Origin of the sequence: Streptomyces sp. NRRL B-24085 (assembly GCF_001282115.1) — a bacterium.
In the GTDB taxonomy this organism is placed as follows: domain Bacteria; phylum Actinomycetota; class Actinomycetes; order Streptomycetales; family Streptomycetaceae; genus Streptomyces.
In genome coordinates this window covers 20,587-34,562 of the sequence record NZ_LJBR01000086.1, presented here as the reverse complement: position 1 = coordinate 34,562, position 13,976 = coordinate 20,587, and the positions used below count along the sequence as shown (strand labels likewise).

The following is a 13,976-nucleotide window of genomic DNA, read 5'->3' as shown; positions in this document are numbered from 1 at the left end:
GGCGTGGGCGGCACGGTGGGGGTGGGGCAGCCCTCGTCGTACGGCTGCCCGGAGACGCAGTCGGGCGTTGGCGGCGGGGACGGCAGGTACGGCAGGGGCGGCACGGGCGTCGGTGACTGGATACCGAGGGGCGTGCCCGGGGAGGCGCTGTCCCTCGGGAGGTCCTCTGGAGGCAGGGGTTCCGGTGCCGTCGTGGGGATGACGTGGTCGTGCCGGCAGTCGTAGCCGATCCGGCGTTCGATCCAGGAGTGGTCGACGAGGTCGAGGATCGTGAGATCGGTGACGACCTGTTCGCTGGGGCTCACCACGACGACCTGGTCGGGCCGGTACCCGGGCCACGGCCGCCCCTCCACGACCGCGCCGCCTCGCATCGCCACCGGCGGCGTCAAGGGGTTGCCGCCGGCGCAGCGGACGCGTGGGACGCCCCGGTCGTCGACGAGGACGGCGGTGCCCGCCTGGAGGACGGCCTGGAAGCCGCTCGCCCGGCCGTCGCGGTAGCCGTGGTCGGTGACCCGGGTGTCGGCGCGCAGGACCACGGGGGCGAGTGCGCGCAGGTGGCCGGGGACCGCGGCCGGGGGGACACCGGCGGCCCGCGCGAACGCGCTCGTTCTCGGCAGGTCGGCGGTCAGGTCGCGGATCTGCCGTTTCACGTCGCAACTGCCGACGCGCTCGGTGCCGCCGTACAGGCCGGGCGTCCCGCCGGAGACGGTCCGCGGGGCGGTGGCGTCCCGGTGGGGCGTTCGGGTCAGGGGCGGCGGCGCGGTCGCCGCGGAGGGGGTGAAGGGGTTCGGTCCCCGAGCCGCCGCCGGCTGCAACAGGAGCATGCCGGTCGGCTCGCCGGTGCTCTCTTCGCGGCCGCATCCCGCGACGAGAAGGGCCGCCGCCAGGACACCGGCCGTGGCGAGGGTCCTGGTGGGTCTCCGCACCACGCTCTCCCGTCCGTCCCGTGCAGTTCGTCACTATTGTCTGCTTCACTCACTTGGGTTACGCAAGCGGAAGGGAGGTACACGGAGAGTCACTGAGGGTCCGGCTGGACAATGGAGGCAGGAGAGCACGGCCGTGGACTGGTTCACCGCACCCGACTACTGGCTGAGCCGGCTGGTCTTCCAGCGGGCTCTGGCGGGGCTGTACCTCGTGGCGTTCCTGGCTGCGGCCCTGCAGTTCCGGCCGCTGCTCGGCGAGCGCGGCATGCTGCCGGTGCCGCGTTTCGTGGCGCGGGTGCCGTTCCGACGGGCCCCGAGCCTGTTCCAACTCCACTACTCGGACCGGTTCTTCGCTCTCTGCGCGTGGACGGGCTGTGCGGTGGCCGGCGCGCTGGCGGCGGGCCTCGACTCCCGGCTGCCGCTGTGGGGCGGCATGCTGCTGTGGCTGGTGCCGTGGCTGCTGTACCTGTCGATCGTCAACGTGGGCCAGACCTGGTACGGCTTCGGCTGGGAGTCCCTGCTGCTGGAGGTCGGCTTCCTCGCGGTGTTCCTCGGCAACGACGAGGTGGCCCCGTCCGTGGTGGTGCTGTTCCTGCTGCGCTGGGTGCTGTTCCGGGTCGAGTTCGGCGCGGGGCTGATCAAGATGCGCGGCGACGCCTGCTGGCGGAAGCTCACGTGCCTGGACCACCACCACGAGACCCAGCCGATGCCGGGGCCGCTGAGCTGGTTCTTCCACCATCTGCCGAAGCCCGTGCACCGGGTGGAGGCGGCCGCGAACCACCTCACCCAACTCGTCGTGCCTTTCCTGCTGTTCACCCCGCAGCCGATCGCCACGGCGGCCGCGTCCCTGATGATCGTGACCCAGCTCTGGCTGGTGCTCTCGGGCAACTTCGCCTGGCTGAACTGGATCACGATCGTCCTGGCGGTGCCGGCGCTGGAGCTCCCGGGCGAGGCGCCGGACGGGCCCGCGACCCCGGTCTGGTACCAGATCACGGTCCTCACCGTCGGCGCTCTCCTCCTCGCCCTGAGCTACCACCCGGTCCGCAACATGATCTCCCGGAGCCAGATCATGAACCGCTCCTTCGACCCGCTCCACCTCGTCAACACCTACGGCGCGTTCGGCAGCGTGAGCCGGATCCGCTACGAGGTGGTGGTCGAGGGCACGGCGGACGACGTACCGCGCCGGGACTCGGAGTGGCGGGAGTACGAGTTCCGGGGCAAGCCGGGCGATCCGCGGCGCTGGCCGCGCCAGTTCGCGCCCTACCATCTGCGCCTGGACTGGATGATGTGGTTCGCCGCGCTCTCCCCCGCGTACGCCGGGGCGTGGTTCGGCACCATGGTGGAGCGGCTCCTGGAGAACGATCCCGCCACGCTGGGGCTGCTGCGCCGTTCCCCCTTCCCCGCCGACGAGCCGCCCCGCCATGTCCGCGCCCGTCTCTTCCGGTACCGGTACACGACGTGGCGGGAGCTGCGGGAGACGGGGGCGTGCTGGGAGCGGACCTATGTGCGGGAGTTCCTGCCTCCCACCCGGCTGGCTCAGCCGGCCCGGCAGACCTGACGCGTGCCGCGGGTCAGAGGCCGTAGGTGCGGGTGGCCGTGGCGCCGAGGACGTCGGCGCGTTCGGACGCGCTCAGGCCCCCGATGAGTTCCCTGGTCACGGACAGCGTCTCGGCGTAGGCCGCCCCCAGGGTGCACACCGGCCAGTCCGAGCCGAACATCAGGCGGTCCGGGCCGAAGGCCTCCAGGACGGTGTCGGCGTACGGGCGCAGGTCGTCGGGGGTCCAGGTGGCGAGGTCCGCCTCCGTGACCATGCCGGAGAGCTTGCAGACGGTGTTGGGGAGGGCGGCCAGTGCGCGGACGTCGGCCGCCCAGGGGGACAGGGCTCCAGAGGCGATCGGCGGTTTGCCCAGGTGGTCCAGGACGAAGGTGAGCTGTGGGAGCGCTACGGCGGCCTCGACGCAGGCGGGCAGTTGATGCGGGAGGACGACCAGGTCGTAGACCAGGCCCGCCTCGGCCACCGCCGCAAGGCCCCGGCACACGTCTGGCCGCAGCAGCCACTGCGGGTCCGGCTCGCCCTGGACCTGGTGGCGGACGCCCTTCAGGCGGTCGCCGCCCGGAAGGTCACGCAGGCGGGCCAGTTCGTCGGCGACGTCCGGCCGGGTCAGGTCCGTCCAGCCGACCACTCCCGCGATCAGCTCGTGCTCGGCGGCCAGGGCCAGGAACTCCGGGGTCTCCTCGGGCACGGTGACCGTCTGGACGAGGACCGTGCGGTCGACCCCCGCCGCGGCGGCCTCCGGGACCAGGTCCGCCATCGTGAAGTCCCGGCGCAGCGGACTGCCGGGGGCGATCCAGTCCTGGTCCCGCACCGACAGGTTCCACAGGTGGTGGTGCGCGTCCACGACCGTCACGGCAGTTCCCACACGACGGGCAGGCTCGCCGCGGCGCCCGCGCCCGAGTAGTCGTGCACCACGTCGAGGAGGTCTGCCATGCGGGCCTGCCAGGCGACGTTCACTGGGAGCTGCTCCAGTTCGGCGAGGAGACGGGCGTAGTCCTCGCACTCCAGGACGTGGAAGAGGTCGGTACCGCTGCGCCAGATCGTCCAGGAGGTGGCCCCGGCGGCGCGGATCGCCTCGGTGAGCTCGACGGGGACCTCGCGGTGGGCGGCGTCGTACTCGGCGACGCGGTCGGCGCGGACCTTGGTGTGCAGGGCGACTCTCATGCGAGCTCCTCGGTGTCCCTCAGGTCCTGCCAGAAGGCGGCGGGTACCGCGGTGGCGAACTGGTCGGCGCTGTCGTGGACCTCGGCCGCCGAGCGGGCGCCCACCAGGACGCTCGCGACCGCCGGGTGGGCCGCGCAGAACGCGAGGGCGGCGGCGCGCAGACCGATGCCGTGCCGCTCGGCCAGCGCCTTCAGCCGCAGGGCCCGGTCCAGCAACTCCCCCGGTGCCTCGGAGTAGTTGTACGTCGCCCCGGGCCGCGGATCCGCCAGCAGACCGGAGTTGAAGGCACCGCCGACCACGACGGACACGCCCCGTTCCTCGGCGGCGGGCAGCAGATCCGTGAGCGCGCTCCGGTCGAGCAGGGTGTACCTTCCGGCGCACAGCACCACGTCCACGTCGGTGTCCCGGACGAAGCGGGTGAGCATCTCCGTCTGGTTCATCCCGGCGCCGATCGCGCGGACCACGCCCTCCGAACGCAGTTTCTCCAGCGCCGGATAGCCCTCGTGGAAGGCCTGTTCGGCGTGGTCGTCGGGGTCGTGGAGGTAGACGACGTCCACGCGGTCCAGGCCGAGCCGTTCGAGGCTCGCCTCCAGGGTGCGTCGTACGCCGTCCGCCGAGAAGTCCCACACACGGCGGTGGGCGGCGGGGACGGCGAAGCCGTGGGCGAGGTCGTCGCCGTGGGCCGGCGTGGGCTCCAGGCGGCGGCCGACCTTCGTGGAGACCGTGAACTCCGAGCGCGGGAACGACCTCAGGGCCTGCCCCAGCCGGCGTTCCGACAGGCCCAGACCGTAGTGCGGGGCGGTGTCGAAGTAGCGGATGCCGCGCTCCCAGGCGGCCGTCACCGCCTCGTGGGCCTGCTCGTCGGTCACCTCGGTGTAGAGGTTGCCGATGACGGCGCCGCCGAAGCCCAGTGCGCTGACCGGGACGCCGCTGCCGCCGAGGGTGTGCGTCCTCACCGGCCCACCGGCCTCAGGCGCAGGCCCTGCATGCCGCCGTCGACGGCGAGGGAGGTGCCGGTGGTGGCGCCGGAGAGCGGGCTCGCCAGGTAGGCGATGGCGCCCGCGACCTCGTCGGCCGAGACGAGGCGGCCGGTGGGCTGGCGGGCCTCCAGCGCGGCCCGCTCGGCGGCCGGGTCGGGGGCCTTGGCGAGGAGGCGGCCGATCCACGGGGTGTCCGCCGTGCCGGGGTTGACGCAGTTCACGCGGATGCCCTCGCGGACGTGGTCGGCGGCCATGGCGAGGGTCAGGGAGTACACCGCGCCCTTGGTCGCGCTGTACAGGGCCCGCTGCGGGAGGCCCGCGGTGGCCGCGATCGAGGAGGTGTTCACGATCGCCGCGTGCGCCGACTCGCGCAGGTGGGGCAGGGCGGCGCGGGCCACCCGGACCATGCCGACGACGTTGACGTCGAGGACGCGGTGCCATTCCTCGTCGTCGTTGTCCGCGACCGTGCCCTGCGCTCCGATGCCCGCGTTGTTGACCAGCACGTCGAGCCCGCCGAGGTCGGCGGCGGCCGCGGCGACGGCCGTCCGCACCGAGGCGTCGTCGGTGACGTCGGCCCGGTAGGCGAGCAGCGGCTCCTCCACGGACGAGGGGTCCAGGTCGAGGACGGCGACCCGGGCACCGCGTACGGTGAGGAGTTCCGCGGTGGCCCGGCCGATGCCGGAGGCGCCGCCTGTCACCAGGGCCCTCAGACCCTCGAAGTCGCTCATGCCGCCCGCCCCTTCTTCTCCGTGTCGTCGGCGAGGTCTTCTGCCCAGAAGGCGCCGCCCGGGAACGTGTACCGCGCGATGGACTCCGGGCGCATCGCGGCCGAGAAGCCCGGCGCGGTGGGTGCCGTGTAGTGGCCGTCCGTGATCACCACGGGGTCCAGGAAGTGGTCGTGCAGATGGTCGACGTACTCGATGACCCGGTTCTCGGTCGTGCCGGTCAGGGCCACGTAGTCGAACATCGAGAGGTGCTGGACGAGTTCGCACAGGCCGACCCCGCCGGCGTGCGGGCAGACCGGTACGCCGAACTTGGCCGCGAGGAGCAGGATGGCCAGGTTCTCGTTGACGCCGCCGACGCGGGCCGCGTCGATCTGGACGACGTCGAGGGCGCCCGCCTGGAGGAGCTGCTTGAAGACGACCCGGTTCTGGACGTGCTCGCCGGTGGCGACCTTCACCGGGGCGACCGCCCTGCGGATCGCGGCGTGCCCGAGAATGTCGTCGGGGCTGGTGGGCTCCTCGATCCAGTACGGGTCGAACTCCGCGAGCGCCTCGGTCCAGCGGATCGCCTCGTCGACGTCCCAGCGCTGGTTGGCGTCGATCGCCACGCGGATGCCCGGGCCGACGACCTGGCGGGCGACGCGGCAGCGCCGTACGTCGTCCGCGAGGTCCGCGCCGACCTTGAGCTTGATCTGCCGGAAGCCGGCGGTGACGGCCTCGGCGGCGAGCCGGGTGAGCTTCTCGTCGTCGTAGCCGAGCCAGCCGGCGGAAGTGGTGTAGGCGGGATAGCCGGTGGCGAGGAGCTTCGAGGTGCGTTCGGTGGCGCCCGCCCGGCCCCGGCGCAGCAGGTCCAGCGCCTCCTGCGGGGTGAGGGCGTCGGTGAGGTAGCGGAAGTCGACCTGCCGGACCAGCCATTCGGGCTCGGCGTCGGCCAGGAGCTGCCACAGCGGCTTCCGGGCGCGTTTGGCGGCCAGGTCCCACACGGCGTTGACGACCGCGCCGATCGCCATGTGCATCACGCCCTTCTCGGGCCCCAGCCAGCGCAGTTGGCTGTCGCCGATCAGGTCGCGGTTCAGCGTGCCCGGGTCCGCGCACAGTTCCTCGACGGAGCGTCCCACCACGTGCCCGCGCAGCGCCTCGATCGCGGCGACCTGGACCTCGTTGCCCCGCCCGATGGTGAAGGTGAACCCGTGTCCCTCGTGCCCGTCGGCCGCGTCCGTGCGCAGGACGACGTAGGCCGCCGAGTAGTCGGGGTCCGGGTTCATCGCGTCGGAGCCGTCGAGCTCGCGCGAGGTGGGGAAGCGGATGTCGTGGGTGTCTACCGCGCTGATACGGGCGGGCGTCGAGGACACGGAGGGCCTTTCGGTAGGGGGCGGGGCGGGCTCAGTCCTGCGCGCGGCCCGTCGTCACACGGGCGATCATGAGAGCGACCAGGATGATTCCGCCGTAGATGGCCTGGATCCAGAAGGACGGCACCTGGGCGAGCGTGAGCAGGTTCTGTACGACGCCCAGCAGGAGTACGCCGGTCAGGGCGCCGAACATGGTGCCGTTGCCGCCGTCGAGGCTGATGCCGCCGATCACCGCGGCCGCGAACACGGTGAAGATCATGTTCTGGCCCTGGTTGGCGCTGATCGCGCCGACGTAGCCGGTCTGCATGATGCCGCCGACGGAGGCGAGGACGCCCGCGACGACGAACACGCCGAGCATCACGCGCTCGACACGGATGCCGGCGGCGCGGGCCGCGTCGGCGTTGCCGCCGATGGCGTACAGGGAGCGGCCGATGCGGTGGTACTTCAGGACGAGGCCGGTGACGGCGAAGGCGACGGCGGCGAGCCACACGGACATCGGGATGCTCAGGAAGGTCGTCGTCGCCAGGGAGTAGAAGCTGTCCGGCATGCCGAAGAGGGTCTTGCCCTTGGTCGCGCCGACGAGCAGTCCGCGCAGCACGATCAGCATCGCGAGCGTCACGATGAACGCGTTGAGCTTGAACTTCACGACCAGGACGCCGTTGAAGGCGCCGACCGCCGCACCGACGACCAGGACCGCCAACAGGGCGAGGGCGGCCGGGAGTTCGGTGCCCCAGCCGGACTGGGCGGCGGGCAGGACGAGAAGGGCTCCCACGGCCGGCGCGATGCCGACGACCGACTCCAGGGACAGGTCGAACTTGCCGGTGATCAGGACGAGCGACTCGGCCAGCACGACCATCGCGAGGGCCGCCGAGGCGCCCAGGATGGAGATGAGGTTGCGCTCGGTGAGGAACGAGTCGTTGACGAACGCGCCGAGCACCATGAGCAGCAACAGCGCGGGCACGAGGGCGAGTTCGCGGGCGCGGCGCAGCAGGACCGTCCGGGCCGCCCGTGTCTCGGGCACCCGCGCCCGCTTCACGGGCGGGGCCTGGGTGTCAGCCATGGTGGTCCACTCCTTCGATGGAGGCGATCAGCGCGTGGTCGCGCCAGCCGGCCGGGTGCTCGGCGACCACGCGGCCGTGGAAGAGGACGAGGACGCGGTCGCAGCGGCGCAGGTCGTCGAGCTCGTCGGAGACGACGAGGACCGCGGTGCCGTCCTCTCGGGCGGTGTCCACGCGGGAGAGCAGGGACTCCTTCGACTTCACGTCGACGCCCGCGGTGGGGTTGATGAGGACCAGCAGCCGGGGGTCCGAGGCGAGGGCGCGGGCCATGACGACCTTCTGCGCGTTGCCGCCGGAGAGGTCGGAGACGGGCTGGTCGGGGCCCTCGGTGTGGATGTCGAGGCGGTCGATCAGCCCGGTGGCGAAGCCCCGTTTGCGGTCGGTGCCGACGAAGCCGCGGCGGCCGAGCCGGTCCAGGACGCTGAGGGTGGCGTTGTCGCCGATGGTCATGCCGTGGACCAGGCCCTGGGCGTGCCGGTCGCGCGGCACGAAGCCGACGCCGGCCTTGAGGCTGGCCCGTACGTCGCCGAACGGCAGCGGTCTGCCGTCGAGCTGGGCGGTGCCGCTCGTCGGGGTGTGCAGTCCCGTGAAGGTCTCGGCGAGCTCGGTCTTGCCGCTGCCGCTGATGCCGGCGAGTCCGACGACCTCGCCGCGGCGCACGGTGAGGTCGACGTCCTCGTAGGCGTCGGAGGTGAGGCCGCGGGCGTCGAGGAGGACGGGGCCGCTCTCCTCGACCTGCCTAGGCCGGACGTGCTGTTCGGCGACCGTCTCACCGGCCATGGCCTCGACGAGGGCCGCCCGGGGCATGTCGGCGACCGGGGCCGTGGTGATCCAGCGGGCGTCCCTGAGGACGGTCACCGTCTGGCACACCTCGTACACCTCCTGGAGGTGGTGCGAGATGAACAGGAAGGTGACACCGGAGCCCTGGAGCGTACGCATCCTGGCGAACAGCCGCTCGATCTCCCGGTTGTCGAGCTGCGCGGTCGGTTCGTCGAGGACGATGAAGCGGGCGCCGAAGCTCAACGCCCGGGCGATCTCCACCATTTGGCGGTCCTCGACCTTGAGGTCGGCGGTGCGCGCCTCCGGGTCGACGCGCACGTCCCAGGTGTCGAGGAGTTCGGCGGCCTCCTTCCTCAGGGCCCGCCAGCTGATGAACCCGCGCCGGAGCGGCTGCCGGTTGATGTAGAGGTTCTCGGCGACCGTCAACTCGGGGACGACGGTGGGCTTCTGGTAGACGCAGGCGACCTTGGCCCGCCAGGCGTCGCGGTCGCCGAGCGGGGGCGCGGGCTCGCCGTCGAAGCGGACGGTGCCCTCGTCGGGGGCCTGGAGGCCGGTGAGGAGGCTGACGAGGGTGGACTTGCCGGCGCCGTTGCGGCCGACGAGCGCGTGGGACTCGCCGGGCAGGACGGTGAGGCGGCCGTCGGCGAGGGCGGTCGTGGGGCCGTACCGCTTGACGACCCCGTGGGCTTCAACCAGTGGGGTGCTCATTTGACGGTGTTGCCCCACAGCTCGGGGTCGTCGACGTTGTCCTTGGTGACCAGGGGCGCGGGGAGCTGGTCCTCCAGGATGCCGCTCGGCAGCCTGACGATCGTGGAGTCGTGGTCGGTCGGGCCGGGCTCGAAGGTCTTCCCCTGCATCGCCGCCTTGATGTAGTACATGCCGTACTTGGCGTACAGGTCGGCGGGCTGGGAGACGGTGGCGTCGATCTCGCCCTTGCGGATGGCGTCGTACTCCTGCGGGATGCCGTCGTTGGAGACGATGGCGATGTGGCCCGCGGTGCCCGCCTTCTTCAGCATCCCCTTCGACTTGAGGGTCTGCAGGGTCGGCGCGAGGTAGACGCCACCGGCCTGCATGTAGATGCCCTTGATGTCGGGGTTGGCGTTCAGGAGGGTGCCGAGCTGCGAGGCGGCCGTGTCGGACTCCCACTTGGCGGGGATCTCCAGGACCTTGAGCTTCGGGAAGTTCTTCTTCACGCAGGCCCGGAAGGCCTCAGAGCGGTCGCGTCCGTTGACGGAGGCCAGGTCGCCCATGATCTGCACGACCTTGCCGGAGGGGATCTGCTCCCCGAGGTACTGGCAGGCCTTCTCGCCGTACGACACGTTGTTCGCCCGTACGACCATGGCGACCTTGCCCTTGTCGGGGGCCACGTCGACCGCGACGACCGGGACGCCCTTGCGTTCGGCCTGGTCGAGGCCGGCCTCGATGGCGGCGCTGTCCAGCGGGGCCACGACCAGGCCCTTCACGCCCTGGTTGAGCTCGTTGTTGATGTCGGTGATCTGCTGGGAGGGGTCGCTGTTGGAGTTGACCGTCTTCAGCGTGTCCACCCCCTCGGACTTGGCCATCTTCGGCACGTAGTCGTTGTACGACTGCCAGAACGGCGAGGTCAGCAGCGGCAGGATCACGCCCACCTTGCCGGTGCCGTCGCCTCCCGCACTGCCGGCGCTGCCGGTGTCCTTGGTGCTGCCGCACGCGGCGAGCACGAGCGAGGCGCTCGCGGCCGCGGCCACCGCACCGACGATCCGAATCCTGTTCCGCTTCCCCACTGTCCTGCCGGGCATCTGGCGGCTCCTCGTTGAGCGTGTTCTCGCATGGTCGAACGTGCACGGGTCGAGCAGATGACGGCATACTTATCAGACCACTCGCCCTTGGCAATACCCTCCAGCGGCAGATTTTCCCGTTCTGAGGCCGTAGTGGTCCGACCACATCGATGGCTAGACTTCGGCGCACCCGGTGAGTGGCACCCGGTGAGCGGAGGAGTGGCGTGGACGAGACAGCCCCGCAGAAGGGCACCGTGACGCAGCGCGCCATCGAGCAGATCAAGGCGATGATCGGCGAGGGCCGGCTGGAGCCCGGCCAGCGGCTGCCGACCGAGCGTGAACTGGCGGTCCAGCTGGGCATCTCGCGCAGTTCGATGCGGGAGGCGATCCGGGCGCTGACGGTCCTGGGGGTGCTGGAGGCCCGGCACGGCTCGGGCATCTACGTCACGCAATTGGAGGCCGGCGACCTGTTGGAGACCTTCGGAGTGGTCGCCGACCTGTCGCGGGGGCCGCGGCTGGTGGAGCTCCTTGAGGTGCGCCGCATCCTGGAGTCGACGGCGACCGCGCTGGCCGCCGCCCGGATCACCCCCGACCAGCTCGCCGAGGTCGAGAAACACCTCACGGCCATGAACGCCACGGACGATCCGGAGGAGATCCTCGCCCACGACCTGGCGTTCCACCGCGAGATCGCGGCGGCCGCCGGCAACGACACCATGGCGGCGATCCTGGAGGGCCTGTCCTCCCGTACCTTCCGGGCCCGGGTCTGGCGCGGCTACCAGGAGGAGGGCGCCTTCGAACGCACCCGCCGCGAGCACACGGCGATCCACCGCGCGCTGGTCGCCCACGACCCGGAGGCGGCCAGGGCGGCGGCGGCCGCCCACGTGGGCGAGGTGGAGGAGTGGCTGCGGGCTCAGCTCGGGCCGTGAGCGACGGGCGAGCCGTCGGACGGCGGGCGCCTGAACGGGCGGGCGAGCCGTCGGACCGCGAGGGCCTGAGCGGCCGGCGAGCCATCGGACCGCGGGTGCCCGAACAGCGGGCGAGCCTGTGCACCGCAAGGGCGTGAGCGACGGGCGAGCCATCAGACCGCAGGTGCTCGAACAGCGGGCGAGCCGTTGCACCGCAGGGGCGTGAGCGGCGGGCGAGCCATCGGACCGCAGGTGCCCGAACGGCGGGTGGGCCGTTGCACCGCAGGAGCGTGAGCGACGGGCGAGACGTCGGACCGCAGGTACTGGAACGACGGAAGAGCCGTTGGCCCGCGGGGACCCTGAACAACGGGTGAGCCATCGTTCCGCGGGCCGGCTCGGGGCCTGTACGGGGGCGGGAGGCTCGGGGCACAGCCGCGCCCCGGTGACCGGGTGGGTGCGCGACCGTACGGCTGTGACGACAGCGCGCCCCACTGTCCCGTCGGCGTGACGCGCGACCTGCCGCCGGCGCTCCTCGGTCCGACACCGTCCGCCGCCTCGGCCCCGCACGCCGCCCCCGGCATGAGCCTCGTGCGCCGCCGGATGACCGAACCCCCGGACGAGCGCCCCGGGTGCGAACGGCCGTCGTCCTGTCCGGCCCGCGTTCTCCTGCTCGGCCACGGCCGCTCCCACGTCGAGACCGACACTCGCGCGGGCCGCCCTCGGCGCCGTTCATGTGCGGCGGCAGTACGGCCGTACCCCGGAAATCAGGCGTCCCGCCGGGAACACCCGGTCCGGTCGGCGCGGTTGCACCGACCAGGGGACCGGCGTCGCCGGGCGGGGGGACATGGAGATCATCAGGTCCTGCGCCCGTCGGCATCCGGGCCCGGGAATCGCGGCGCGCCCGCCGCACTCCGATCCAGATGTGTTTCCGCAGGAGGACTGTTCTCATGACCGACCGACCCTTGACGCTCATGGCCGTGCACGCCCACCCCGACGACGAGGCCACCGGAACCGGCGGGGTCCTCGCACGGTACGCGGCGGAAGGCGTCCGCACGGTTCTCGTCACCTGTACCGACGGTGGATGCGGTGACGGGCCGGGAGGTGTCAAGCCGGGCGATCCCGGCCACGATCCGGCTGCGGTCGCTCTGTTGCGCCGTCAGGAACTGGAGGCGAGCTGTGAGGTGTTGAAGATCAGCGACCTGGAGATGCTGGACTACGCCGACTCCGGGATGATGGGCTGGCCGAGCAACGACGCCCCCGGTTCCTTCTGGCGGACCCCCGTCGAGGAGGGCGCGGCCCGACTCGCGGAACTCATGCGGCACTACCGCCCCGATGTGGTCGTCACCTACGACGAGAACGGCTTCTACGGGCATCCCGACCACATCCAGGCCCACCGCATCACGATGGCGGCGCTGGAGATGACCGAGCTGACGCCGAAGGTGTACTGGACGACGATGCCCCGCTCGGCGATGGAGCGGTTCGGCGAGATCATGCGCGAGTTCGGTGAGGACATGCCGGAGCCGGATCCCGCCGAGGCCGCCGCACTGGCCGAGATCGGCCTGCCCGACGACGAGATCACCACGTGGGTGGACACGACCGGCTTCAGCGGTCAGAAGTTCGACGCGCTGGCCGCGCACGCCAGCCAGGGCGAGAACATCTTCTTCCTCAGGATGGGCAAGGAGAGGTTCGGCGAGCTGATGGGCGTGGAGACCTTCGTCCGGGTGCGGGACACCACCGGAGCGGCCGTACCCGAGAACGACCTCTTCGCCGGGCTGCGCCCGGAGTAGTCACCCAGGTCCCGTCACTCGTCGAAGCGGCGCCGGGCGGCCTCGATGTGCCCGAGGTACTGGTGGGTCCAGCCGCACATGCTGTCGACCGTGGCACGCAGGGCCCGGCCGGGCTCGGTGAGGGTGTACTCCACCCGTGGGGGCACGGTGGGGTGCACCTTGCGGTCGACGAGGCCGTAGCGCTCCAGCATGCGCAGGTTCTGGGTGAGCATCTTGTGGCTGACGCCCTCGACCTCGTCGCGCAGCTCGCTGAAGCGCAGGGTGCGCTCCCCCAGCGCCTCGATGATCAGGAACGCCCACTTGTTGGCGACGTCCGAGAAGATCTCGCGCGCCAGCGAGTCGGCGCGCCTGAGGTCCGCGTCTTCGGGCGAGCCCGTGAACTGCTTGGTCACCATCTGGTTCCCCAGTCACCGAAAAGTGCGTTCTTCCAGGTCAACGGTCACTCTCCTACAGTTTCCGAGTAACCACAAGAGAGCACGTGCGGCTCGTCCCGCGGCAGCGGACCCACGGGCTCGCACGGCAAGGAGGAACGCGAGCATGACCACCGTCGACGTCTTCAACCACGGCATGCCGGCCGAGAGCGACTTCGGATACGCGCAGGCGATCAAGTCCGGCGATCTGATCCACGTCTCCGGACAGCTCTCGGTCGACGAGGCGGGCGAGTTCCGCCACCCGGACGACTTCGCCGCCCAGCTCGAACTGACCCACGCCAACTTCGACAAGGTCCTCAGGCACTACGGCGCCACCCGCAACCAGATCGTCTCCCAGACCCTGTACGTGGTGAACCTGCGTCACCACGCCCGGGCGGTCTCGGAGGGCAACCTGGCGTACTTCGGCGACCACCGCCCGGTCAGCACGGTCCTCGGTGTCACCGAACTGACCTTCCCCGGGCAGGTCATCGAGACCAGCTTCATCGTCGACACCAAGCTGCCCGCCTGAACCGGGTCAGCTCCGAACCGGCGTGACCGAGGGGCGGGGAGCGATCTCCCCGCCCCT

General features: G+C 71.5%; 14 protein-coding genes. 4 read left to right on the top strand and 10 right to left on the bottom strand.

What is annotated here, in order from left to right; all coding sequences use genetic code 11:
• On the bottom strand, positions 1–926 hold a 926-nt coding region (locus AOJ26_RS12630; protein WP_053848352.1), incomplete at its 3' end, for a DUF6777 domain-containing protein.
• Between the two features lie 133 nt (positions 927–1,059).
• On the opposite strand from AOJ26_RS12630, the gene AOJ26_RS12625 reads away from it, so the two are divergent.
• Positions 1,060–2,481 carry a lipase maturation factor family protein gene (locus AOJ26_RS12625; RefSeq protein WP_053848351.1) on the top strand — a complete coding sequence of 474 codons (1,422 nt, stop codon included), beginning with the start codon at positions 1,060–1,062 and terminating at the stop codon, positions 2,479–2,481.
• 13 nt (positions 2,482–2,494) lie between these two features.
• Here AOJ26_RS12625 and AOJ26_RS12620 read toward each other — a convergent pair whose 3' ends face one another.
• From AOJ26_RS12620 to AOJ26_RS12585, 8 genes are read right to left on the bottom strand one after another with little or no spacing between them, the layout of a single operon-like run.
• A complete protein-coding gene (locus AOJ26_RS12620) occupies positions 2,495–3,331 on the bottom strand; it encodes an amidohydrolase family protein (RefSeq protein WP_053848350.1) in 837 nt (278 codons plus the stop codon).
• A complete protein-coding gene (locus AOJ26_RS12615; RefSeq protein ID WP_053848349.1) occupies positions 3,328–3,642 on the bottom strand; it encodes an L-rhamnose mutarotase in 315 nt (104 codons plus the stop codon). Before AOJ26_RS12615 ends, AOJ26_RS12620 begins: the two co-directional genes overlap by 4 nt.
• Positions 3,639–4,598, bottom strand: a complete 960-nt coding sequence (locus AOJ26_RS12610) for an aldo/keto reductase (RefSeq protein ID WP_053848348.1) — start codon at positions 4,596–4,598, stop codon at positions 3,639–3,641. Before AOJ26_RS12610 ends, AOJ26_RS12615 begins: the two co-directional genes overlap by 4 nt.
• Entirely contained in the window at positions 4,595–5,350 is a 756-nt protein-coding gene (locus tag AOJ26_RS12605; protein ID WP_053848347.1) for an SDR family NAD(P)-dependent oxidoreductase, read from the bottom strand. The genes AOJ26_RS12610 and AOJ26_RS12605 overlap by 4 nt, the downstream gene beginning before the upstream one ends.
• Positions 5,347–6,696, bottom strand: a complete 1,350-nt coding sequence (locus AOJ26_RS12600) for an L-fuconate dehydratase (RefSeq protein ID WP_053848346.1) — start codon at positions 6,694–6,696, stop codon at positions 5,347–5,349. The genes AOJ26_RS12605 and AOJ26_RS12600 overlap by 4 nt, the downstream gene beginning before the upstream one ends.
• 31 nt (positions 6,697–6,727) lie before the next feature.
• On the bottom strand, positions 6,728–7,753 hold the full coding sequence (locus AOJ26_RS12595; RefSeq protein WP_053848345.1) for an ABC transporter permease: 1,026 nt from the start codon (positions 7,751–7,753) through the stop codon (positions 6,728–6,730).
• A complete protein-coding gene (locus AOJ26_RS12590; RefSeq protein ID WP_053848344.1) occupies positions 7,746–9,239 on the bottom strand; it encodes a sugar ABC transporter ATP-binding protein in 1,494 nt (497 codons plus the stop codon). The genes AOJ26_RS12595 and AOJ26_RS12590 overlap by 8 nt, the downstream gene beginning before the upstream one ends.
• A complete protein-coding gene (locus tag AOJ26_RS12585; protein ID WP_053848343.1) occupies positions 9,236–10,309 on the bottom strand; it encodes a sugar ABC transporter substrate-binding protein in 1,074 nt (357 codons plus the stop codon). The genes AOJ26_RS12590 and AOJ26_RS12585 overlap by 4 nt, the downstream gene beginning before the upstream one ends.
• Positions 10,310–10,512: 203 nt before the next feature.
• Between AOJ26_RS12585 and AOJ26_RS12580 the strand changes: the two genes are divergently transcribed.
• Together AOJ26_RS12580 and AOJ26_RS12575 are read left to right on the top strand one after the other, a co-directional pair.
• Positions 10,513–11,214 (top strand): FadR/GntR family transcriptional regulator, encoded by a 702-nt coding sequence (locus tag AOJ26_RS12580; RefSeq protein WP_053848342.1) that lies wholly within the window; start codon positions 10,513–10,515, stop codon positions 11,212–11,214.
• Between the two features lie 926 nt (positions 11,215–12,140).
• Positions 12,141–12,980: a PIG-L family deacetylase gene (locus AOJ26_RS12575; protein ID WP_053848341.1), complete on the top strand. Its 840-nt coding sequence runs from the start codon at positions 12,141–12,143 to the stop codon at positions 12,978–12,980.
• 14 nt (positions 12,981–12,994) lie between these two features.
• Here the strand turns inward: AOJ26_RS12575 and AOJ26_RS12570 are convergent, their stop codons facing one another.
• Positions 12,995–13,375 (bottom strand): winged helix-turn-helix transcriptional regulator, encoded by a 381-nt coding sequence (locus tag AOJ26_RS12570; protein WP_053848340.1) that lies wholly within the window; start codon positions 13,373–13,375, stop codon positions 12,995–12,997.
• Between the two features lie 142 nt (positions 13,376–13,517).
• Between AOJ26_RS12570 and AOJ26_RS12565 the strand changes: the two genes are divergently transcribed.
• The gene (locus AOJ26_RS12565) at positions 13,518–13,919 is read left to right on the top strand and encodes a RidA family protein (RefSeq protein WP_053848339.1); all 402 of its coding nucleotides are present in this window, start codon (positions 13,518–13,520) and stop codon (positions 13,917–13,919) included.
• The last annotated feature ends 57 nt before the right edge of the window (positions 13,920–13,976 follow it).